At 50.9% G+C, this 22,703-nt stretch carries 18 protein-coding genes; 16 read left to right on the top strand and 2 right to left on the bottom strand.

The window, feature by feature from the left end:
* Positions 1-413 precede the first annotated feature (413 nt).
* The 5 genes from APU02_RS24685 to APU02_RS24665 all read left to right on the top strand — a co-directional run bounded on the left by APU02_RS24685 (position 414) and on the right by APU02_RS24665 (position 7,048).
* Positions 414-788: a hypothetical protein gene (locus tag APU02_RS24685; RefSeq protein WP_000868820.1), complete on the top strand. Its 375-nt coding sequence runs from the start codon at positions 414-416 to the stop codon at positions 786-788.
* A 113-nt stretch (positions 789-901) separates the two neighbouring features.
* Positions 902-1,627: a hypothetical protein gene (locus APU02_RS24680; protein ID WP_000988731.1), complete on the top strand. Its 726-nt coding sequence runs from the start codon at positions 902-904 to the stop codon at positions 1,625-1,627.
* A gap of 240 nt (positions 1,628-1,867) precedes the next feature.
* Entirely contained in the window at positions 1,868-6,013 is a 4,146-nt protein-coding gene (locus APU02_RS24675) for an RHS repeat-associated core domain-containing protein (RefSeq protein WP_011872905.1), read from the top strand.
* Entirely contained in the window at positions 6,003-6,425 is a 423-nt protein-coding gene (locus tag APU02_RS24670; RefSeq protein WP_001165345.1) for a hypothetical protein, read from the top strand. The genes APU02_RS24675 and APU02_RS24670 overlap by 11 nt, the downstream gene beginning before the upstream one ends.
* A 170-nt stretch (positions 6,426-6,595) precedes the next feature.
* Entirely contained in the window at positions 6,596-7,048 is a 453-nt protein-coding gene (locus tag APU02_RS24665) for a hypothetical protein (RefSeq protein WP_000791469.1), read from the top strand.
* Positions 7,049-7,063: 15 nt separating this feature from the next.
* Here APU02_RS24665 and APU02_RS24660 read toward each other — a convergent pair whose 3' ends face one another.
* Positions 7,064-7,726 (bottom strand): hypothetical protein, encoded by a 663-nt coding sequence (locus APU02_RS24660; RefSeq protein ID WP_015063586.1) that lies wholly within the window; start codon positions 7,724-7,726, stop codon positions 7,064-7,066.
* A gap of 217 nt (positions 7,727-7,943) precedes the next feature.
* On the opposite strand from APU02_RS24660, the gene APU02_RS24655 reads away from it, so the two are divergent.
* The 11 genes from APU02_RS24655 to APU02_RS24595 all read left to right on the top strand — a co-directional run bounded on the left by APU02_RS24655 (position 7,944) and on the right by APU02_RS24595 (position 21,831).
* Positions 7,944-8,225, top strand: a complete 282-nt coding sequence (locus tag APU02_RS24655; RefSeq protein ID WP_000575657.1) for a hypothetical protein — start codon at positions 7,944-7,946, stop codon at positions 8,223-8,225.
* Positions 8,226-8,523: 298 nt separating this feature from the next.
* Positions 8,524-9,060 (top strand): hypothetical protein, encoded by a 537-nt coding sequence (locus tag APU02_RS24645; RefSeq protein ID WP_000949433.1) that lies wholly within the window; start codon positions 8,524-8,526, stop codon positions 9,058-9,060.
* Positions 9,061-9,062: 2 nt separating this feature from the next.
* Complete coding sequence (locus APU02_RS24640) at positions 9,063-10,073, top strand: tyrosine-type recombinase/integrase (RefSeq protein WP_000543934.1); 1,011 nt, start codon at positions 9,063-9,065, stop codon at positions 10,071-10,073.
* Positions 10,074-10,077: 4 nt separating this feature from the next.
* Positions 10,078-10,947, top strand: a complete 870-nt coding sequence (locus APU02_RS24635; RefSeq protein ID WP_000997323.1) for a 3'-5' exonuclease — start codon at positions 10,078-10,080, stop codon at positions 10,945-10,947.
* Entirely contained in the window at positions 10,944-11,435 is a 492-nt protein-coding gene (locus APU02_RS24630) for a hypothetical protein (RefSeq protein WP_000139717.1), read from the top strand. The genes APU02_RS24635 and APU02_RS24630 overlap by 4 nt, the downstream gene beginning before the upstream one ends.
* Before the next feature lie 316 nt (positions 11,436-11,751).
* Positions 11,752-12,627 (top strand): DNA replication terminus site-binding protein, encoded by an 876-nt coding sequence (locus tag APU02_RS24625; protein WP_001097010.1) that lies wholly within the window; start codon positions 11,752-11,754, stop codon positions 12,625-12,627.
* A 152-nt stretch (positions 12,628-12,779) separates the two neighbouring features.
* Positions 12,780-13,820, top strand: a complete 1,041-nt coding sequence (locus APU02_RS24620) for a DNA-binding protein (protein WP_000101568.1) — start codon at positions 12,780-12,782, stop codon at positions 13,818-13,820.
* Positions 13,821-14,106: 286 nt separating this feature from the next.
* Positions 14,107-15,618 carry a UvrD-helicase domain-containing protein gene (locus tag APU02_RS24610; RefSeq protein WP_000811656.1) on the top strand — a complete coding sequence of 504 codons (1,512 nt, stop codon included), beginning with the start codon at positions 14,107-14,109 and terminating at the stop codon, positions 15,616-15,618.
* A 134-nt stretch (positions 15,619-15,752) separates the two neighbouring features.
* Positions 15,753-16,769 (top strand): conjugal transfer protein TraF, encoded by a 1,017-nt coding sequence (gene traF, locus APU02_RS24605; protein WP_000749520.1) that lies wholly within the window; start codon positions 15,753-15,755, stop codon positions 16,767-16,769.
* Between the two features lies 1 nt (position 16,770).
* Complete coding sequence (locus APU02_RS24600; RefSeq protein ID WP_000256129.1) at positions 16,771-18,204, top strand: conjugal transfer protein TraH; 1,434 nt, start codon at positions 16,771-16,773, stop codon at positions 18,202-18,204.
* Between the two features lie 12 nt (positions 18,205-18,216).
* Positions 18,217-21,831, top strand: coding sequence for a conjugal transfer protein TraG N-terminal domain-containing protein (locus tag APU02_RS24595; protein WP_000534551.1), 3,615 nt, complete (start codon positions 18,217-18,219; stop codon positions 21,829-21,831).
* Positions 21,832-21,868: 37 nt separating this feature from the next.
* Here APU02_RS24595 and APU02_RS24590 read toward each other — a convergent pair whose 3' ends face one another.
* Entirely contained in the window at positions 21,869-22,231 is a 363-nt protein-coding gene (locus APU02_RS24590) for a hypothetical protein (RefSeq protein ID WP_000683483.1), read from the bottom strand.
* Positions 22,232-22,703 lie beyond the last annotated feature (472 nt).

The raw sequence follows: 22,703 nt of genomic DNA, 5'->3' as shown, positions 1-22,703 counted from the left end.
GTTGCAAAAACGGGAGTGACCATAGATTCCGTTTTCTGAGACGACCCCTTGTAGGATTGGCTGTATCTGGGGACACTATAACCGTCAAAGAAGCCGGTTTGGTGTTGGTCATTGGGGTTATCCTGTGGATCTATGGTATAATCTTAACCAAGGTCAGCAATTCCTAAGGGGGTCAAATGGACGCTTTCACATTAGGCATGTTGGGGTTGCTCATTTTTTTCACTGTCGTCACTGGCGGCAGTCTGTATCTCTACCATGAGAAACAGAAGGAAAAAAAGCATCACAACGCCTAAAGAGTAACTGCGACAATGAACGTAAAGGCCAGCAATAGCTGGCCTTTTTTTATACTTGCAGTTTGAGGTGTTACATGTCACGATAAGGTAAGTGTGACATGTAACGGAAAAGGTGATTTTTTGAAAGTATCCAATGAAGATGCTCAGGCTACGGCGATCTATCTCCTCAGAGCTGCTTCGCGCCCAGCTTTCTGGCGTGACGTCCCATTCGATAAGAAACTTGAAGCCGTGGACAGCCTGAACAGCATAGGGCGATCACCATCAGAACTCACTGAATGGATTAATAAATACCTGACAGCAGAGCAAATCAATAAACTCGGGACATCAATTAGGCAACGTCGCAGAAGGGGATATGGTGTTGGTAAAAGCATAACTATAAGCGATAAAGCCCACAGGATTTTGAAGCGGTTGTCAGAAGTCGATGGTTGCAGTTTGTCAGAAGTGATCGAGAAACGCCTAGCCCGAGCTTATAAAAATACATGGGACCATAAATAGAGTGACACTAGGGGTTGCATTTTTAAAACCCGTGATAGCATCTAAATGAACCCAAACGAATAGGGGGGCTGGCGGCGATGCCGACCATTATCCCGACAATGGAGAAATAGACCATGATGACATTGACTACCGTCTCGAAGAAAACTTCAAATAATTCAGCCCTTGTATTCTGGCGCGTTGGTACAAAACGGAAAGGCATCCTTGATGTCCATATTGATTTTGACCACGAAGAAGCGGATCTTTTGGCTGAGCTCGTAGCCATTCGCTATCTGGCGCTGGACAAACAGGTTTTTTGCAGAGAGCCAGGTGCTGGTGCTGGTTACAAGCTGGTGGTATCCAAAGGTGCAATCAAGAAGCTGGCGCTGGGCAAATCCACCAAGGCTTTTGCTTTCAAGTTTGCGGCTTGCCTCACTGGGCGTTTAAAGGGCGCTACTATTGAAGTCTCGCAGAGCATGGAGTTTATGGATGAGCCGGGAGAGGGCAACATTGAGCTCCTCGATGTGGACAAGCAAGCCTATACCCAGACCCATGACGAAATATCTACACCTGCCATTGGCCCCGTCCTGGTTACTCAACATGCCATCGATCAGTATCAGGCCCGGATAACCTCTGGAGACCCTAAAAAACCGTGGGCCTCACTTGTTGGCCGCCTCCAGCATCCAGAGTTACAGGTTCAGCCCTTTGACGAGAAAGTGGCTCGCCATAAAGCCAGAAAGTATGGCCGCGTAGATAACGTGGAAGTCTGGGGCCATAGAGATTCCAAGTTCAAGTACCTGATGGTGATCAACGACGACAACCAAAAACGTGTTCTTGTCACAGTGTTTGAGCGAAATGAGTAACCTGCTTCTCATTTGTTCTGAATACACAACCTCTCCAAATCACGTATTCATACCCTAAAAGGGCAATAACGCAGTCGTTGATAACGACTCTCCCACCTGAAAATAGCTCCAGCATAAAAACTGGAGCTGTAAATGAGATCGAGACCTTCCCTTTTACTGATGCGAAACCTGCGGTCATTGGCCGTTGTGGTGCTCGCAACTTTGCCATGCGTTGCTTTTGCACAATGGCGGGTTGTAGCCGTGAGCACCGAAGTAGACAAAATGCGCTTCAACACCATCATAGACGCGCATTCCTTCATGAAGAATTATCGCTCTGGTGAGGAGCAAGGGAAGGGAACGCCAGTTGGGGATGCGCTTTATCCGGTTGCCAGTTATGGTGATGGCCGTTATGTCTCCAGGATCTGTTTTAAGTATCTAGGTGCTACTGGCGATTATGACCCCACTACCTGCACTGGCGACCCAGCTACGGTCTACTGGCGCTCAACCTATGTTCTGCCGGGTGAGATGGATAAAACACCGTTCCTGGACAGGGATCTCGGCTTACCAACAACGACCATGTGTGTAGGGAACCCTATCCATCTTGGCACCGGCAACAAGTTCCAGGCTGAACTGGATTATCAAAGCGGAGGCTCCGACCCTTTCACATTCACCAGATACTACAATAGCCACCTTCCTGATGAAGAGCTCGGCGGCTGGCGGCATACCTACTCGCGGAGCGTCGAGGTCAACGCCTCGAAGTACGGTGAGAACATGGTTGTCCTGCACCGGCCAGAAGGGCAACAACTCGCGTTCTACAACTCGTCCTCTGTCTGGGTGCCAACATGGAAAACCGATGATACCTTGACGAAGGATGCTACCGGCTGGCGCTACACTCAATCTGACGGGGTAGTCGAGGCCTATGATGAAACCGGACGACTGACCGGCATCGAGAAGCCCAACGGCAATCACATCACCCTGAGCTATCTGAACGGAGAGCTATCCTCGATCACTGACGGCTTTGGCCGCACCATCCAGTTCCAGTATCAAGATGGCCGCATGGTCAGTGTCACCGATCCTGCTGGTGGCAGTATTCAGTACCAGTACAACAGCGCTGGCAAGCTGGCGGAAGTGATCTACCAGGACAATACGAGCCGCAGCTATCTCTACGATGACCCGAATGCACCGGGTTTGCTCTCTGGGCTGGTGGACGAGAACGGCAACCGTTTCGCCACATGGGGATATGATACTCAGGGGAGAGCGGTTCTAAGCGAACACGCCGGGGGCGCAGAGAAAACTCAGGTAAGCTACAACGCTGACGGAAGCGTCTCTGTCACCAATGCCCTCGGCCACGTTCAGCGATACACCTACAGTCGCCACAATGGGATGCTCAAGCCTGATGTGGTTGAGGGTGCGCCGTGTACCGGCTTTGTGGGCGGCAAGGAAACCTACGTCTACGACAGCAAAGGCCTCGTCTCCAGCATTACTGACCGCGCTGGGCAGAAGCGCACGTTCACCCATAACGACCGGGGATTGGAAACCACCCAGATAGACCAGGACGGGGGTAAGGTTACGACCGACTGGCTTCCTTCCAAGTCGCTCCCGGCAAAAATCACAGAACCAACCAGGATCACTGAGCTCACCTACGACACTCATCTCCGGGTGATAAGCCGCAAGGTCACTGATCGCAGCTCGGGCGCTTCCCGGACATGGACCTACACCTATGCCCCTGTTGGTACAGGAAAGCCGAGCCTGTTGGCCTCGGTTGATGGTCCGCGCACCGACGTCAGCGATGTTACGACATTTGACTACGATGACCAGGGCAACCTGATCCGGACAACGAACGCGCTGGGGCAGGTGACGCAGTTTGGTGACTACGACGCGAACGGTCGCGCCGGGACCATTCAGGGTGTCAATGGTGTAACCCAAACCCTCACCTATGACGCCAGAGGAAGACTTGTCAGCTCCACTGGGCCAGAAGGAACCACGGTCTACAACTATGATGCTGTGGGCCTCCTGAGTTCGCTGACCAAGCCAAATGGTGCAACCGTCAGCTATGAGTACGACGCTGCACATCGGCTGGTGGCGGAAACAGATGCACAGGGCAACCGGCGCGAGCTTGAGCTCAATGACCTCGGGAACCCAGTAGAAGAGCGACTGCTCGATGCGCTGGGCCAGACCCGTTGGATAGAGCGCCGGATCTTCAACGAAATCGGCTGGCTCTCCAGTGTCTCCGACGCCTATAGCAATCAGTCATCGTTTTCCTACGATGTGGTGGCAAACCTGATACAGGAGACCAGTCCCTCTGGTAACACACACTCCTACAAGTACGACGGCTTCCATCACCGGACACAAACGACCGATCCCCTCGGGAAGGTCACGCAGGTGCTCTACAAGGATACCGGCGATGTTTACCGTGTCTCCGACCCTCGTTCGCGCCTGACCTACTACAGCTACAACGGCTTTGGCGAAGTGACCCAGGTCCGGAGCCCGGACACCGGCACCACCGACATTACCTATGACGAAGCCGGTAACGTGGCAACGCGCAAAACGGCCAAGGGGCAAACCACAAGCTACAGCTATGACGCGCTGAACCGGATCATCGAAACCTCCAGCGATGTCGCTGGCGAATCGCCAATTCTGTACGGGTACGACGAAGCAACCTCACCATACGGCATAGGCCGCTTGACCTCAGTCGATGATGGCAACGGTGTCCGGAGATTTGGCTACACCCCCGAAGGATGGCTGGCTTACGAAACCTGGGAAACCCACGGGCAGAGCCTGACTACCCAGTACCAATACGATGGTGCAGGCCTCGTCACGAAGATCACGTATCCCAGTGGCCGTGAGGTCTCCTACACCCGTGACTCAGCCGGTGACGTCATCGAGGTGACAACGACACAAGCAGGCACCACAACAAACCTGGCAAGCCAGATTGAGCGAGCGCCCTTTGGCCCCGTCACCAGTATGGTCAGAGGGAACGGCATTTCAGAAAGCCGCACTCTGGATCTCGATTACCGTGTCACCGGCATCGACGCTGCTAGGGTGCATTCGCTGGTCTATCGGTACACGCCAGACTCGTTGATTTCAGCCATAGACGACAATCTCAGCTCATCAGTCAATCAGTCACTCGGTTATGACGCGGTTGGCCGCATCACCTCTGCTGAGGGGATCTATGGCGTTTTGGGCTATGGCTATGACGCCACCGGCAACAGGACCTCGATCACGACCGATGGCCTGAGCCAAAGCTACACCATCAACTACATGAACAACTGGTTGGTGAAGGCCGGGCAAACCTCCAGAAGCTATGACGCCAATGGCAACCTGACGAAGCAGGGGGCGGATACCTTCACCTATGACAGCCAGAACCGGCTGGTGGCCGCAACGGTCGCGGGAGTGACTGTAAGCTACACATACAACCATCTGGATCAGCGTGTAACCAAGACCCTAAACGGGCATACCCGGCTGCTGGTTTACGACCTGGCAGGAAACCTCATCGAGGAGCTGGACGCGGCCACTGGAGACGTGCTGGCGGAGTACATCTGGCTCGATGGGACACCCTTGGGCTTTGTTCAGTCAGGACAGACCTACCAAGTCCACGTCGATCACCTGGGCACCCCGAAGGCACTGACCGACGTCAGCGGCCAAGTCGTTTGGAAGGCGAGCTACAGCCCGTTCGGTAAGGCCAGCATCATCATCCAGGGGCCAACCTTCAACCTGCGATTCCCAGGACAGTATTACGACGCGGAGACCGGGTTCCACTACAACTGGCGGCGTTACTACGACCCAGCGACCGGGCGGTACATTACCAGCGACCCTCTTGGCCTGATCGATGGAGTAAACACCTACGGGTATGTGCATGGAAACCCTATGTCCAATACCGACCCGACGGGTGAATTTGCGTTTGTTGGTGCAGGTATTGGAGCTGGGTTGGAGCTACTTAGCCAACTAATCGAAAATAATGGGAGTTGGAAATGTGTTAGTTGGTCAAAAGTTGGAATCGCCGGAGCGATTGGGGCTATAGGTGGCGGCTGGGCGTCAGGAGTTTTCAGACATGCCAGCTCCGGTAAATCGTGGTTCAAATTAAGCCAAAAATGGAGCAATGTCTCACCCAGAGTAAGGAAAGTTCAAGGGGTTCCACGAGGTAATGAGCTTCACCATTGGGCTATTCAGAGAAATGGCAAGTTTGGCAAATATGTTCCTGACTCAATAAAAAACCATCCTTGGAACTTGAAGTCCATTCCAAGAGATATTCACCAAAACATTCACGGCAATGGACCTACCCCATATAGCGCATTTGGTCGTTGGTGGCACGGGACGCCTGAATGGGCAAAAGTAGCTCAAGCCTCTCCTGTTAGTGGTGGTTTAGCTGATTCAATAAATGATGAGGGATGCGGTTGTGCAAATTGAATTTCCAGCGCTGCTTGTGAGCAGCAAGAAAAGGTCGCTCTTCGTAGTGGCATCAGAATCCGAGTTCGGGAAATGTACTATTCAGTCTTTGAGGAACGGTTATTTTGAGCTGATGGACATTTATGATTCGGAAGGTCGTCACTACAAAATAGACGAGGTTGCGAGCTACAAGCCGCTAAGTCCATTCTGGTACTGGCCTGTAGAAATTGTGATGTATGGTTCTCGACTGTTTAAGGCTAATTTCAATGCTGTTCTTATCTCTAATCTGGATTGCAAGGAGTTAAAATCTGAACTTTGTGATTTGGCTAAAAAGTACAGAAGTAATTTGGATTCCGGCGTCGGAATTGAAAAGATTATGGAGGAAATGGAGTCTGCCAGAACAATTAAAGAATTGATAAAGGTTTTTGGCTAGTTATTCATTGAATACGCTGGTGTTAGTCTAGCTAACCGACGCCAGCGGCCAAGTGTTTGGAAGGCGAGCCATCATAGAGTCAGTAGAGAGAGATACTTTTGGAAATCAATAGTATTATGATTGGTACAAATGAGTTGTAGCTCCATATTTTAAAGGGGGATTTCAGAGAAATGAAGAATAAGAAGGTAATAACTTTGATAATGGCCGCAGCCGCATCATGCTCGTCAGTCTACGCCGCGACATTACCGACCAGTGAGGTAGACGCATACATACTTGCGATGAACACCATGTCACCTATCACTGCAAAGTACACCATCCAGTACAAGCAAGCGGTTGAGCAGAAATGCAATACAGCCCTGAGCGTTGAGCAGCTCAACTCAAAGGCATTCACCAATGTTGTCCAGGCAATGGTGAGTAGTGAGACCGTCGATAGAATGGGGCTTGATGCTGCTGGTGGATCACTCCAGGATACCCTGTCTGTGATCGGCAAGAACGTCACATGCAGTGACCTGAACGCGCCATTTAAAGCACTCTTGGATGATAAGGACTTCACCAGAAAGCATCAGCACCTATCGAAGGTGCTGCATACTTGGAATGAAGTTGTTTCTCAAAGCAAACCCTGAGTAACAAAAAGGAGCCTAACTGGCTCCTTTTTTAATGGGGATGATGTTACGTTCGTGGACGTTATTTTCACTCGGGATATGTAACGTTGAAAAAGGCGTACCGACAAGAGAGTGGTCACATAGCTCTCCATAATAGATGAGCGACAAAATCTCTTGCTCGTTGATTTTTCCCACCTTAAAAAGGTAATTGATTATTGCTGTATCCAGTAGGTCGTGACACCCATTAAGCAGATCCACGATATTGGCCGCAGCTTCATTTTCCTCTCCGTCATCTCGACCGGCTAATACTGATTCAACCCAAGCCTCAAGGCTCGGATGTCCCTCAGCGAGCTCTATTTGACGGCACTCGTTCTCGATCAACCCTGTGATTGCTTCGTTGAGCGTTCCGCCATAAGTCGGCATGTTGAGAACAACTCCAAATCCGGGGATTTCTTTTTGGATTGGCTTCGCATCCTTGGGAGCTGATTTCAGCCACAGGAAAAACCAGATCCCAGAGCTTATGTCTTCCGGCTTGACCTGGTTGGCCGCAAGGAATTTGGAAACCTCGTTACAGATGATGCCATCTGGCGCTGCCATCTCGTAAATACCCGCCATCAGATCTTCAAGGCTCTTATACATATTATCTCTCGCACCTGTACATGATGTTTTCACTATCGTTGTTAAGCGTTTTTTCAGCAAGTATGTTCCAGCGAGACATCTTATACCATTCCATCTAAATCTGTAAAATTACCGTATTACCGTATTACCGTATTACCGTAATTATGATAATTACGGTAAATAAATTTAAGTTCTTCTTGCTGTTGTTCTACTTATTAAAATGTACCTTTGAAAAAGTAGAGTTTTTGGAATAGGATAGGTGGTGCTGAATGCCCACTTTTTACAAGGAGCGCGACCAGTGATTTTTGATGTAAGAGCGACCTTTGAAGTGGCACTCCAGACGGACACCCACCTGGTACTTATCGATCTGGATCAGGGAGCATCAGTTACGAACGATGCTGATGCAGTGATCGCCTGGTTGGCCGCAAACCTCGAAGGTGGAATTGGAAAACGTAAGGTGTACTACCGGGACACCGATGGACGCTTTGATGAGCTCAAGGTTAATGCCGGTGCTTTTGCCGGATTTGCACCTTGTAGCGAAGGCCAGCAGACCACCTTGGCTGGGATGCTCGGCCAGTAACTTTGTGTGGAGAACTCGATGTTAAACAAAAACAAATTTGAGAAAGTTTTAAAGAGAATCCTCGATAAGAACTTTGAGCGCTGCTCTATTTGCAGGAAACCATTCCCTGGACCGTGCCATACTTTTGCTGGTTTGGATTCGGACAATAAAGTTCAGAACGTAGGTTCTTGCTGTCGGACCAGTATTGTGGACTTGCGGCATGGAGGTGTGTATACGACCGCTCCTGTAGATACTCAAGAGGGGCAAAGTCAGGCGCATGAGCTACTCGCAACACATCCTTGTAAGGGGATGATGGGGCATGCTTAGCAAAAAAGTCTTTTTCATTAGTCAAGCGGAGGCCGAAAGACTGGAGCCGGTTCCCGGTGCGGCCATGATCTCCATAACTGACCCAGACAAGTCCCCTGCCGCTCTCGGACAGTGGGGGCAGTTGTACCGCGATAGCTTCTATGACGGCGGCTATTCTGAGAACACCATCCACACGATGAAGGCAGCGTTCCGGATGAATTACGCCTCTTACATTGACTCATCCCAGGCTGAAAAGCTGTCCACCTTCCTGGATGGATTGGTTGGTAGCGGTATCGATCAGATCTTCGTTCATTGCTATTACGGAGAATCCAGAAGTGGCGCGGTAGCGCTGTACCTCCAGAACAAACATGGATTCACTCCGAATAAGCCGATCACCAAGCCCAACCGAACAGTTTACGAATTGCTGTGCAATCCAACCAAGTTTGAACCACTGATGCAAAGCTACGAAACGCAACATATGGAGGAGGAACTACCTCTTCACCTCAAAATATGGGATTTTCTTCTCGTTGCGGTCGGGCTTAGGAGGTGACTTTGCACGACACAAACAATGACAAGGAAGAGCTAGTTTCACATGCGAAAGTAAATGTTCCGGCAGAACAAAGCATTCGCGGTGAACTGTTGCCGTCATCGAGCTCGCTCCGGAACATCCAGGACAACCCCGCCGTCGCCTATCTGGTGAGCCTCGGGTCAAAGCGAAGCAGGCAGACCATGAGCTCATTCCTCAACATTGTCGCCAAGATGATCGGGTTTCAGAACCTTCGTGACTGTGCATGGAGCTCAATGAGGCGGCACCACATATTGGCGGTGCTGGAAATGCTGGGGGATGCAGGGAAGGCTCCGGCAACGATCAACACCTACCTGTCAGCGCTCAAAGGGGTGGCTCTTGAAGCCTGGACGATGAAGCAAATTGATACGGATAGCTTCCAGCACATTAAGCAAGTCCGTTCAGTACGTGGATCTCGACTTCCTAAAGGGCGGGCACTTGAACGCCATGAGATTCGCAGCCTCTTTTTCACATGTGAAAGTGATTCAAGCGCCAAAGGGCTTCGGGATGCGGCCATTCTCGGGGTGCTCCTCGGGTGTGGCTTGCGCCGCTCGGAAATCGTTGCGCTGGACATGGGAAGCATGATCTACAAGGACCGCGCTCTCAAGGTTCTTGGCAAGGGCAACAAAGAGAGAATGGCGTATGTGCCTGGTGGCGCATGGAAAAGACTGGATAAGTGGGTTGAAGAGGTTCGAGGAACGCATGAAGGGCCTTTATTCCCGAGGATCAGGCGGTTTGATGATGTGACTGGAGAGCGGATGTCGGATCAGGCCATCTACCACATCTTGGAGACCAGAAGAGTTGAAGCCGGTCTGGAGATGTTTGCGCCCCATGACCTGCGACGCACCTTTGCCTCCTCGATGCTGGATAATGGTGAGGATATTGTGACCGTGAAGGACGCAATGGGCCACTCAAGCATTGCAACTACCCAGAAATATGACAGACGCGGCGATGAGCGTTTGAAGAGAGCGAGCCAACGCCTCGATATAGCGGATTAACAGCATGAATGATGAAGAACTCGAACTTGCCAGAGCCGAAGCCATGAAAGCCGATAGGTGCTTTTCAAAAGGACGGCTCAGGGACGAATTTCGGATGAAGCCTAAGCCAGGAGTAGAGCCAGTTTCGTTCTACAAAAACGGGTATGGTGGCCAATTTGGAGTGTACCGGATAGCAGATTGCCAACCAATGCGGAGAAGGGGTTGTTCACCGGCATCACAAAAGCAAATAAGGGCGCAATCCATCCTTTCGGTCAAGGCAAGAATGCGTAGCAACCTGGCAAAGGCCTCTGTCATGGCACAAAGGTGGGTCGCTCTGGAACCTCTGGTTCTCGATACCGAGACGACCGGACTTGGTGAAAGAGACCAGGTGATCGAGCTGGCTGTTACTGACATCAGAGGCGCGGTTCTCCTCTGCACCAGATTACGGCCAACCGTGGAAATAGACCCTCAGGCAATGGGTGTTCATGGCATCACCGAGACTGAGCTGTCGAATGAGCCTACGTGGACTCAAGTTGCGCCAGCTCTCGCCCGGCTTTTGTCGGGCCGTCATCTGGTGATATTTAACTCCAGTTTCGACAGTAGGATGTTGAGGCAAACAGCCAGTGCATTTGGAGACCAACTCTCTTGGTGGCAAGAGCAGAACTGTCTGTGCGCGATGAAGCTGGCGGCTGATGCCTTTGGCTCAACCAACCGGCACGGCACAATCTCACTTGCGGATGCCACCTGCGAGGCAGGTGTGAGCTGGAAAGGTCGAGCCCATTCAGCAGCGACCGACGCTATTGCCACCGCCGACTTGGTGACAGAGATAGCCAAAGTCCAACGTGACCTCGTGGTCCAGCTCCAGGAGCTTCAAAGCAAAGGTAATTTGGAATGACAGAACAATCCTACGGCGAAAGCCTCAAATTTTTCTCAGACTGGCAGAAGGACCCCGCGAAACGCACCGGCCTGAATGTGCAACACACGCTAACCAGAGGTGAATATCCTACGGTCAGCATCGAGATTGCGCCGATCAGGGCATCGGGGTCCAGCCCAGACTGGAAAAGCAAGATCACGGTGCAGCTCACTCGCGGCGAACTGACGGCGTTTTGCAGCGTTCTCTTTGGTTTGCGTAGCAAGGCTGAGGGTTCCTATCACGGCGACGCGAAGAATAAGAGCTTTGCGGTTTACAACAACGGCAAGGCCGGTGTTGCGATCATCCTTAGTGAGCGAGGAAACCAGCTCCAGAATTTCATCAATGATGACGACCGAATGGAGCTCGCAGTCTTCGCAGTTCGCCAGCTTTCCAACGCATGGAAAGTTACCCCTTCTGATGCCATCGCGCTGCTACGCCAATCAGCGTGGATGGACCGAAATTTGTCCTAATCGAGCAAATCTAGGCACCCTAAAAGTCGTCCTATAACCACAAAGTTAGACCATCATGCAAAGTGGGGTATAGAGGGTGCCAGCCCCACCCCAGCAGTCCCCCTCAGCCACATTTCTGGCTTGCCCCGCGCTTTTCTTCTTTCTCTCTTTTTCTCTCTCTTTCTCAATCTAATCTCACACACGAAGGTCAAACAGGGCACCCGCCGACGCGAAGCGGAGGCGTATTCTTGCCCCTCCCCCTCATTGCATGATGGTCTAAATCTGTCTACTATGTAACCAATGAACTGTTAGAACAAACCCACACATAGGCGGCAGCATGGCTAAAAACTTCATATCAGAACAATTCTCGGCCATGTGCCGCGACTTAACGAACCTGTCCTCTCTTATCAAACGACTACCGCCACGGTACGCAAAAGTTGCGGCCATCCCTCCTACCGGAAAAGGAATGGAGAACGAGCCCGTCAACAAGATTGTCGTAACTGAACAAACTGGGCGCGAAGCTCTTGAGCTGGCAGCGCACAGCTACAGAGATCTTCACATCAACCCAGACTATTCGCAGAAGTCTGCCAGGCGCACCGTGGGGGTACTCTGGTTCTCCCCTTCCAGGATTGGTGTAGCTGACGAAATTGCGGCGACGGTTGAACGCATCAACGCGGCCAAAGCTGGTATCGAGGAGTTCATTATCTCGACGTACCCCACCAGGCAAGAGAGGTTTGAAGCACTTCGAGCGGACTGCCCTGGTGTCATGACTCTCCACCTTTACAGACAAATTCGGTGCTATACCAATGGCGACATCGACTCTATCCGCTTCACCTGGCAACGGAAGGACTCCTTGAAGAAGCCCGTAAAAGAGGAGCTTTTGCAACGCATCAGAGAGGAGCTGGAGCGATCTGGGCCAGACTATCAACTTCCCCTGGAGCAGCTTATCCAGAAGATCGCCAGCACCCCGGAGCCTTATCTCCGGGAGCGAAGGGAAGTAAAGGTTCAACCGGTGGCAAACGTCATGGCCGCAGGGGTACTCAAAACCGTTACCGCGCCAATGCCCCTGATCGTGCTCCAGGATAAGGATGTTCAGCTCAAATTGCTTCGTAACTTTGACGCCTCAGAACAACGCAAAACTCGATCTGATAAAGCGGCATCGGAAATCCTTGGCACCTTCGGTGGAGTCACTATCGAATCCTTCCCTGGATGAATCAGCGTGACCGCGTAACAAGGCTTTTCCGCAGCCGGAAGGGCTTTGTCCCACACAAACAATTCCAATCGACAGCAGCATGATATATAATTATGATAATTACCGTATTATCGTAATTATCGTAAACATTACAAATTAAAAGGAACGTTCTCATGGCAAGAAAATTGGTTGAGTTTGACGATGTAGCGGCTGCGGCCCAAAAGCTCAAGGACGCCGGTAAACGCCCAACGGTCATCGCTATCAGAGACATCATTGGCAAGGGGAGCTTTACCACCATTTCAACGTATCTCAAACAGTGGTCAGAGGAACACTCCCTCGATGAAGAGCTGGTAGAGGTAGTCCTTCCAGAATCGGTTATGAGCGATGCTGAGCTCTTCCTACAGAAGATCTATACGGTAGCCAAAGCAAGCGCCGATGAACAGCTTGAGCGCGAGCGTGAACTGCTACGACAGAAAGAAATTGAGTACCAGGAAGATATGCAGCAAGCCGTGGACATGGCAAATGATGCCACCGAACGGGCTGAGCTACTGGAAGAACAACTTGAAGCTCTCACCAACAAAAAATCAGAGCTCGATGCGGCCCTTGGTAAGGCAGAAAACTCGCTATCCCTCAAGTCTGCGGAGCTAGAACGCTCACTGGCTGACATTGATAAGCTGGAAAAGCGGATCGTTGAGTTGGAGGGCAAGCTGGAGGCGAAAGCCGCAGATCTGACCCGAGCACAGGATCACCTGGAGCAAGCTAAAAGCGAAAATCGCTCTTTGAGCCAAAAATTGGCAACTACAGAGGGTGAGTTGGAGGAGCAAAAAGGCAAGAGTATAGAGCAGACAGAAAAGCTCCGGGCCGCTCAGGAACAAAAAACATCGTTGAAAGAGCAGCTCGAAAATGTACAGGCCAAACTGGCCCAATCACAGGACTCCCTTGCCACAGCCAAAGCTCATGGCGAATCCGCTGAACGAGAGTGCCAGCGCCTATCTGGAGAGGTAGAAAAGCTGGACGCCAAATTATCCAGCGCCGAAGCAGAAGCTCGCGCTCTTGTTCAAGACAAAGGCATGATGGCTGGTCAGTTGCAGGAAAAAGACCAGCAGGCCAAGAGCCTCGAACAAAGACTCAATGATGCACTGACCAAAATTTCTGGGTTGGAGCAAGAGCTCGCTAAAGCTGGTAAGGGAGGGAAAAAGAAAGAGGAAAACTGATGGCGCGAAAGGCTAAATATTCAGAAGAGTGGCGACACAGAGCTGCGGCTCTTCAAACCAAGATTGAGGAGGCTATGACACTAGCCACCTCATCTATTGGCGACTATCGCTGGTTACACCGTCTCCATAGTTGGGTTACGGAGGTGGCTCAAGGTAAAGCCCCAGACTGGTGGACAGATCTGGATTGTGAAGTATCCCTCCCCCGAGAAGAAAAGCGGATCAGTACGTTCCTCTCGACACAAAAGAAGCGCATCACTCTCCAGATGTGTTTGTCGTAGGGGGCCTCATGAAACAACTTCCTCCTGACACACCAGAACAATCACTGATCACTCAGTACAAAGGGCCTCGCCTTGTCGTTAAGGCCTACGCTGGAACGGGTAAAACCACGACACTGGTGAAGTACGCCCACAACAACCTCGATTCACGTATCCTCTACTTGGCATACAACAGGGCTATCCGCGACGAGGCAAGAGAAAAGTTTCCTGCAAACGTAGACTGCAAAACGTCCCACCAGCTTGCCTACGCCACTATAGGAAGGGGCTACCAGCACAAACTCTCCGGCAACCTAAGGCTCACCGATATTGCCCAAGCGGTGAATACCAAGAACTGGACGTTTGCCAAAGATATTCTCGATACGCTCAACGCCTTTATGTGTAGTGCAGACATGCGGATTCTTTATACGCATTTTGCTCGCGCCGATACGGGTAAAGTGCTTACGTCCAAACAGGAGAGATACCAAATCCAGGTGGTCGAAGGTGCTGAGCTCATATGGAAACGGATGACAAACGTTCAAGATCCGTTCCCGACCGTACACGATTGCTACCTCAAACAGTATCAGCTCGGGATGCCGAATCTGTCTCGCCGGTACACCACCATTCTTTTTGATGAGGCACAAGACGCTAACCCCGTAACAAGTAGCATCGTCCTACAGCAGAACTGCAAGGTAATCCTGGTTGGAGATCGCCACCAGCAGATCTATAGGTTCAGAGGCGCAAACAACGCCCTTGATAGCAAAGAGCTCATGAACGCCGACCAACTCTATCTCACTCATAGCTTCCGCTTTGGCCCCAACGTTTCGCTGGTGGCAAACGCCCTTCTTGAACTCAAAGGTGAAACACGACCTGTTGTTGGCCGGGGACCAGCAGATCAGGTACTCATGTTTTTACCAGGTGACGTGGGCCACCGCGCAATACTTCACCGAACCGTCATGGGGGTTATAGAGACGGCGCTCTCTGCGACCGAATCCGGAGCGCAGGTATTCTGGGTCGGTGGAATCGACGCTTACCAGATCAATGAGCTCCAGGATTTGTACTGGTTTTCGATGGCAGAGCCAGACCGGGTAAAGAATAAGAAACTGCTTGATGAGTATGAAGACTACTTCGAGTATCAAGAAGTAGCGAAGGCGACCAAAGACCCTGAGATGATGAGGGCTGTCAAGATCATCAACAGCTACGATGAAATCCCTGAACGACTCACCACTCTACGACGCAATACAGTCAAAGAAGAGTTTGGGGCTGACATTACGGTCTCAACAGCTCATCGGTGCAAAGGGTTGGAGTGGGACTTTGTTCAGCTCTATGACGACTTTCCGGATGTCCTGGACCCAGAGCTCGACCCAATGGCCCGTGACGATGAAATAAACCTGCTCTACGTTGCATCCACCAGAGCGATGCGAATCCTTGCGTTGAACAGCGCTGTCGAGATGGTTATCCGCTACATCACCCAAAAACGCATGGTCGAGAAGCAGATGAAGATGGCCGCAGAAGCGACAGAAGTTGAAGAGGACACGACCAAATAGTTTGGTCAATTCTTTCACATGTGAAAGTTGACAAATAAAACGCTCTAAGCGCCCTAAATGGGCGCTTACACCTGCCTAATTTCACGCCTCCCACCTCTACCATATCGAGCATGGGAAAATACGTGCGTGAGACTATGAAAAAATCACCTTTGAATTTACTGCTCCTTGCAGCGCTCACGCTGGGGGCATCACACCAGGCTTGGGCTCAAGATGGCACAAGACCTGGTTTTTATGAGCGAAAGGAAGAGGGTTGGTTCTGGTACAAGGAAGAGCCCAAAGAACCAGAGAAAAAACCCGAAAAGCCCAAACCAAAGCCTGTGGCAGAAGCGAAGCCTACACAGCCTAAGCCTGCTGCTCCGCTTCCGAGCGGCCCAGAAATGTTCTCAGCGGAATGGTTCCGGGAAAACTTACCCAAGTACAAAGACCTTGCTTGGAACAATCCTACCGTTGAAAACGTCAGGACGTTTCTCTACTTGCAACGATTTGCGATAGATCGCTCTGAACAATTTTCCGATGCTACAGAGCTGGCGGTCGTAGGTGATCCTTTCTTGGATGAAATTACTCGACGTCCTGCTGCCACGTTTGCCTCACAACAAGTTGATCGTGACGCTGGTAACGCCAAAAACATGCTACTCAAAAGCGTAGCCGAACGCGTAGGGATATTCTTCTTCTACAAGTCCGACGATGACTACAGTGACTTGCAAGCACCGCTCATCAAGATGTTGGAACAAGGAGAAGGATTCTCGATCATTCCTGTATCTATGGACGGCAAACCACTCCCCAGTGGGCTTTTCCCCCATTACAAAACCGATGAAGGCCATGCCAAACAACTTGGTATCGTAACTTTCCCTGCTGTTTACCTCGCATCTCCAGACGGTCAGTTCGCTCCTATAGGACAAGGGCCAATGTCTCTTCCTGAGCTGAATCACAGGATTTTGGTCGCAGCAAAACGCAATGGTTGGGTCACAGACGAAGAGTTTAACCGTACACGTCCGGTACTCAACCTAGAAAACAACATAGCCGAACGCTTGGCCTCACCAGAGCTGGGCTCTGACCTCAAACAACTATCTCAAGCGAGCGGCGATAAAGACAACTTTGTGCCACCGGAACAACTCATGAAGTACATCCGGGACAAATTACAGGAGAACTAAGATGGTCACGCACAAGACATTAAAAAGGAGCCTGCTTGCCCTGAGTGTGGCGGCCAGTCTCGTCATGGCACCGACAGGGGCGATAGCCGCTAACGGCCTCCAATCACAGATGGACAAACTCTTCAATGAAATGAGCAACACAACACCACCTGGGGTTTATGAAAGCCAACGACGTGGCGTTTTAGCTGGTGGCCGGTTCACTGCAAAGACACGAATCTTCGACGAGAACCTGGTGAGCTTTGCCCCTCCATCATGGAAAGCTGGTTGCGGTGGTGTAGATCTGTTCGGCGGTTCGCTTTCCTTCATTAACGCGGATCAAATTGTCCAACTCCTTCGGGCTGTAGCAGCCAACGCCAAGGGCTATGCCTTCCAGCTTGCGCTCGATAACGTTTTCCCGGACGGAGCGAAGTGGATAGAGAACTTCCAGAAGAAAGTGCAAGCGCTCAACCAACATCTGGGCAACTCCTGCCAGCTCGCTCAAGGTTTCGTGAACGACCTAACCAGCGGCATGGACCTTAAACACAAAACTGATGCTTCTATAACCGCGACAACTTCCGGCCTGTATGAAGACTTCTTCGGGTCCAAGCAGGAAACCAGCGGCAAGAGTCCTCTGGAAGAACTGAAAGCCAACAAACCTGACGAATACAACAAGATGATTGGCAACATCGTCTGGAAGCAACTCAAGAGCAACAACGCCAACACCTGGTTCCAGTACGGGGATAACACCCTTCTTGAAGCGATCATGTCTTTAACCGGCACAGTCATCATTGGTGATCTGGTAAACGACCCGAACTCAACCGGCACTGGTGCGAAAACAACCCCTCTGACGACCCTACCAGGTAACAAGATCACCTTGTCAGACCTGATTTCAGGCGGTTCTGTTGAGATCTATTCCTGTGATTCTGATACGACCAACTGCCTGAGTGCTGGCTCCAGCAATAAAACTGTCGTGCTCAAAGGTATCAAGAACCAGATCACCGATATGCTGTTAGGAACAAGCTCTACACCTGGTGTGATCTACAAATACGCAACGAACTCTGGAACCTTAACCGACCCAGAAAAGGCCTTTGTTTCTAACCTCCCCGGAGGGATTGGCACCATTGTTCGTAACTTGTCTGTCCTTTCACAGGACGGCGCTAACCTGTTCGCAACAGAGTCATCAGGAGCGATAGCCCTGACCATGATGTATAGCTTCTCGGAAGAGTTCTTCCGCGCAGCTCGCATTGCGATGGCTAACAGCAAATCACCCTACAAGAAAGAGGCACTAGAGCTTCTCGCGCAATCGCAACAGCAAATCCGTGCTGAATACACAATCCTGTCCTCTCAATACGGCGATCTGGCAAGCCAAATTGAGAAATACAACAACCTACTGGACAACATCCGCAAGCAAAAATACATGCTGGCAACTTTGTCCAATCCTCCTAGCACGAACTAAGGAGCTATTGGAATGGGATCTTTTTCAATCCACTCTATCGGTGACTCTGCTTTTCTGGAGCAAATCCTGATTGCAGTATCAATGATCACCGGCACCGGGGATTTCGAGAAGATGGTCAGTATTGGCCTGCTTCTTGGGGTCTTGATGATCTGTATTCAGTCCGTCTTTCAGGGCGCAAAGCAAATCAACCTCCAGCAAGTGCTGGTAGGTTGGATTCTATATGCCTGTTTCTTCGGCCCAACCACAACTGTGACTATCGAGGACGCTTATACAGGGCAGGTTCGAGTCGTCGCCAATGTCCCTATTGGGGTAGGCTTTGCTGGAGGTGTCATATCCAACGTGGGATACACCATCACCAATTTGTTTGAAACTGGATATGGGGTAATCGTACCCAATGTCACGGAAAGCCACTTTTCCGAAACACTGAAACTGTTGAATGACGTCAGACGGCGAGCCTATGACACAGGAGTTTTTACTGCGCTTAACTCAGCAAATGGAGGCGGCTATGTTGACGTGAGGCGTTCCTGGAACAATTACATTCGGGAATGCACGTTAACCAAAGTCGATCTCAACCTAATGTCCCTTGATGAGTTGATGAACCGTTCAACTGACTCAGCTTTGCGATTCAACTCACAGCTCTACGGAACTAGGTTGTATTTGTCTACAGCAAACCCTGACGGCGCTGACTACACATGTACTGACGGATGGGTGGCTATTAGCACTGCAACCGCCAACCTAAGCAGCCCGGTTGTTGTTGATGCTCTTAACAGCCTACTGGGTATTGACACGTCAACTGGAGACAACGCTCTAACGAAGCTGACCGATTCGCTTCAAGCGATGGGTGCCACAACTACGTCATCAATCGACTATCTGAAAGCCGCCGTTCTGGAGCCCCTCTATTATGAAGCCGCAGCAGGACGTTATCAGGACCTCCAGGATTATGGCTCTGCATTGATGGTCAACCAGGCTATTCAGCAACGGAACACACAGTGGGCCGCAGAGCAGTCGATGTTCATGACCGTCGTCCGACCAATGCTGACGTTCTTTGAAGGCTTTATTTATGCTATAACCCCGATCATTGCTTTTATTATCGTGATGGGCAGCTTCGGCCTCCAGTTAGCCGGGAAATATGTACAAACCATCCTCTGGATTCAGCTATGGATGCCAGTCCTCTCAATTATAAACCTGTTTGTTCATACCGCCGCGTCAAATGAGATGTCTAGCCTCAGTGCTGGTGGTCTCAACTCCATGTACGCTCTTTCCTCAACTGGAGATGTTCTGCAACACTGGATTGCAACCGGCGGCATGTTGGCTGCGGCCACTCCGGTGATTTCCCTGTTTATCGTCACAGGTAGCACCTACGCCTTCACCAGCTTGGCATCGAGAATAAGTGGTTCTGACCACGTTGACGAAAAGATGCAAACGCCAGATCTACTCAAGCAAGGTCCGGTTATGCAAAGTCAGCCAGCGTACAATCACAACCAGTTCAGTGGTGCGATTGCAAACGGCGCAGAAAGCATGATCAGTACCTTCTCGCTTGGCTCCACCTTAGCATCAGGCGTGAGCTCCGCACAGGCATTACAAAGTCAGAAATCGGAGGCTTTCCAAAGCACTCTTGGTCGAGGTTTTTCTGATGGAGTAAGTCAGGATCAAGCCTATTCAAGACTCTCCAATGTCGGGCGCAACGTTTCGTCGCAAAACACAGCTCAAAGCCAATTGATCAACCAGCAAGCCAAGAACTTCATGGATAAGTTCCAGGTGGATGATAGCCACTCTGATGCTGTCAAAGGTGCTTTTGCCATGCAGGCTATGGGCACACTCGATGTTGACGAAGCTGCGTCCATGCTTATGCCTATGGTTGGCAAGGCCAGGGCAGCAATGAAGGCCGCTGCTGGTGTGAAATCAAACAGTACAGCCCTAGTTCCTGCTGGTGGTAATGGCGAATCAGGCGGCGGCAGTGATGTCCTGGACATCAAAGCGCAAGCGAAGGGAGCAACAGAGTCATCAACTCAAGACTCTTCAAGCTGGTCAGCGAGTGATGTGTCCCAGTTCATGAAGGGTGTGAGCTATTCGCAAACCGATAGCCAGGCGTTGACAAATCAATTAGCGCAGGGTTTCAGCCGTTCTGGAAGCGAGTCATTCAAGCAAACCTGGGGCGATAGCTTATCCCAGAACCTATCCAAGTCCGCTTCGGAACTGGTGTCTGCATCGGACACCTTCACAACAATGAGTCAGCTCCAAAACCAAATGGGCTCCATGACTAATACCGACTTTAAAACTCTCGGTGGTGCAGTAGCACAAACCCCTGCGGCCATGAACCAACTGAATGACTATTTCCGAAATGCCGCGCCGCAATCGGTTAAAGACGAGGCGGCTTCACTACAGCAAAGATACCAAGCCTACGGAATGTCTCCTCAAGTGGCCCAGGCAGCAGCGCGAATGACAGCAATGACCAACTCCAAAAATTACGAACAGGGTAAGGAGCTTGGCGGGTATCAAGCCGCACTACAGGCGATCAATACCGCGTCCGGTCGCAACGGAGCATTTAGTGGTGATGCTTACGGAAATAACGGCATTGAAGGCCCGAATGTTCAAGGCCTACCAGGTCAGGTTCAAGGGGCTGTAGGCAGTGGACCTAACATCCCAACCGGATTCCGGGAGAATGTGGCTGGGATGGCTGGAACTAATCCGGCATCAGAAGCTGGGCAGTTACCAACGAATAGCCCCCTTGTTCAAAATGAACATGCAGCCGGTACGTCAGCTCTTCATAACCAAGCACAGCAAACAGAGCGAAATGTATCTGCTCCTGAACTGAAAAAAGCCCAAGATAACCTTATGAACTCGCTTCCGGAAATGTCTTGGAGCGCTTCGGCGTGGGGAGCGTGGGACAACTCCAGTGATTGGATGGGCCGCAGAGCTGAACAAGCAGGTGGAGCTCTCATTGCTGGTGGTCAAGCTGGCGCTGATGCGTTCTCAAGAGCGATGGATCAAATGAGAACGATGACACCTGAACAACGCGACCAATTCATCGCGGCCACTCAACGCGGCGACCAGGCCGTGCAAGAGGAGTTTGGCTGGGCCGGTGATGCGATGGTCGGTATGGCTAAACTTGGCCGCAACGTCATGGGAGCTGCTGCAAGCGGCTATGATGCAGCGAAGGAGTGGTTAACTGGTAAATCTGATCTATCGGAAGCCGCTAAAGGGATGAGCATTGAGGAACGCGGCGCGTTCTATGCAGCAGCGCTATCCTCTGCCGCAGAAGCTGGTGGTGGAGCCGCGCAGCAGTTTATGAACCAGTACGGTGATGAGTTCAAAGAAACGATGCAGTCTATCGCTCAAAGCCGTTATGGGCTGACTGAATCCCAAGCCGCTGTTTATGCCGAATCGTTTGACACAAACGAAGGTCGCATGAACCAGGCTGTTCAGAATCTGAAAATGGAGTATGCAGAACGTAACCCGGATGGCTCACCGATGATGCAAGGAGGTCAGCCTGTTCTTTCTCAGCAAAACGAAGAGTTTACGGACAAGCTGGTAAACGTATTGCAGAACTCGACGGAAGCTGGAGACCGTTCAGGTAGCTATTTGACTGCCGTCAGGGGGTACAACATAGCAAATCAAAGGTTCTAAAAGACCAACCAAATAATAAGGGGGCCAGCAGGCCCCCTTATTCGTCTCCAGCTCCAATATGGAAGCGCTGGTCAAAATCATAGGAATCTTGAAACCCACCAGTTTGTTTTTTTCTGCGCCGGGTAGGTGGTGCCTCTTTATATGCTGACCGCGCAACGCGGATAAAGCACGTTAGTCCAAACAGAGCCCCGACAACCAAAGCAACTTGCCACTGGAAGTAAGCGATCCCTCCCCAAAAGATAACAGCAGCCCAAAGGCTTTTGTGAACCAGAAATAGGAAACGAGCACCCCAAACGCCGAAGGGAGCCAGCGCCACACCAAGTCCCCAAGGTGTGTCAGCCATCATGGCTATTCCCAGAAGCACCATTCCCAGCAGAAGAATATTGACCACATGTTTCATATCAACCCCCTTACTCTTTACCTCCAGTTTACCACGGCATCAAAAAATGCAACTGTGAAAATTTGACTATTTTTTGCTAAACAACCATTCCATTGGCAACTTCTTCGATTAGAATTTGCCCTCAAACTTTCACATGTGAAAGTTTGCCCTTACGGAACAAGGCGTTTATTGACAAAGCATTACATAGTTGAACATGTCAAACAAATCGCATACACTATGGAATAGGCCATTGCTAACGCTTTGGTCCCCATCTGCAACACCGCAGAGTTCTCTTTCTCAAATATCTCTTTCTGTAAACACCATCATCCTTGTGTGGTCGGGATGCGCCTTTGCCTTCCCTGCCCTCCTCAGCTCCTGCTGTATTCGCAATTTCAGCCCTCGCTGTATCCCTAAAATCACTTATACCTAAACGCTATTTAATATCACAAAATACCGCACTCCCCGTGCGCTATTTCCGCCATTCTTTTGGCGC

This window comes from Citrobacter sp. 50677481, assembly GCF_001463265.1.
Classification (GTDB): domain Bacteria; phylum Pseudomonadota; class Gammaproteobacteria; order Enterobacterales; family Enterobacteriaceae; genus Citrobacter_A; species Citrobacter_A sedlakii.
This window is presented reverse-complemented; position numbering and strand designations above follow the sequence as displayed.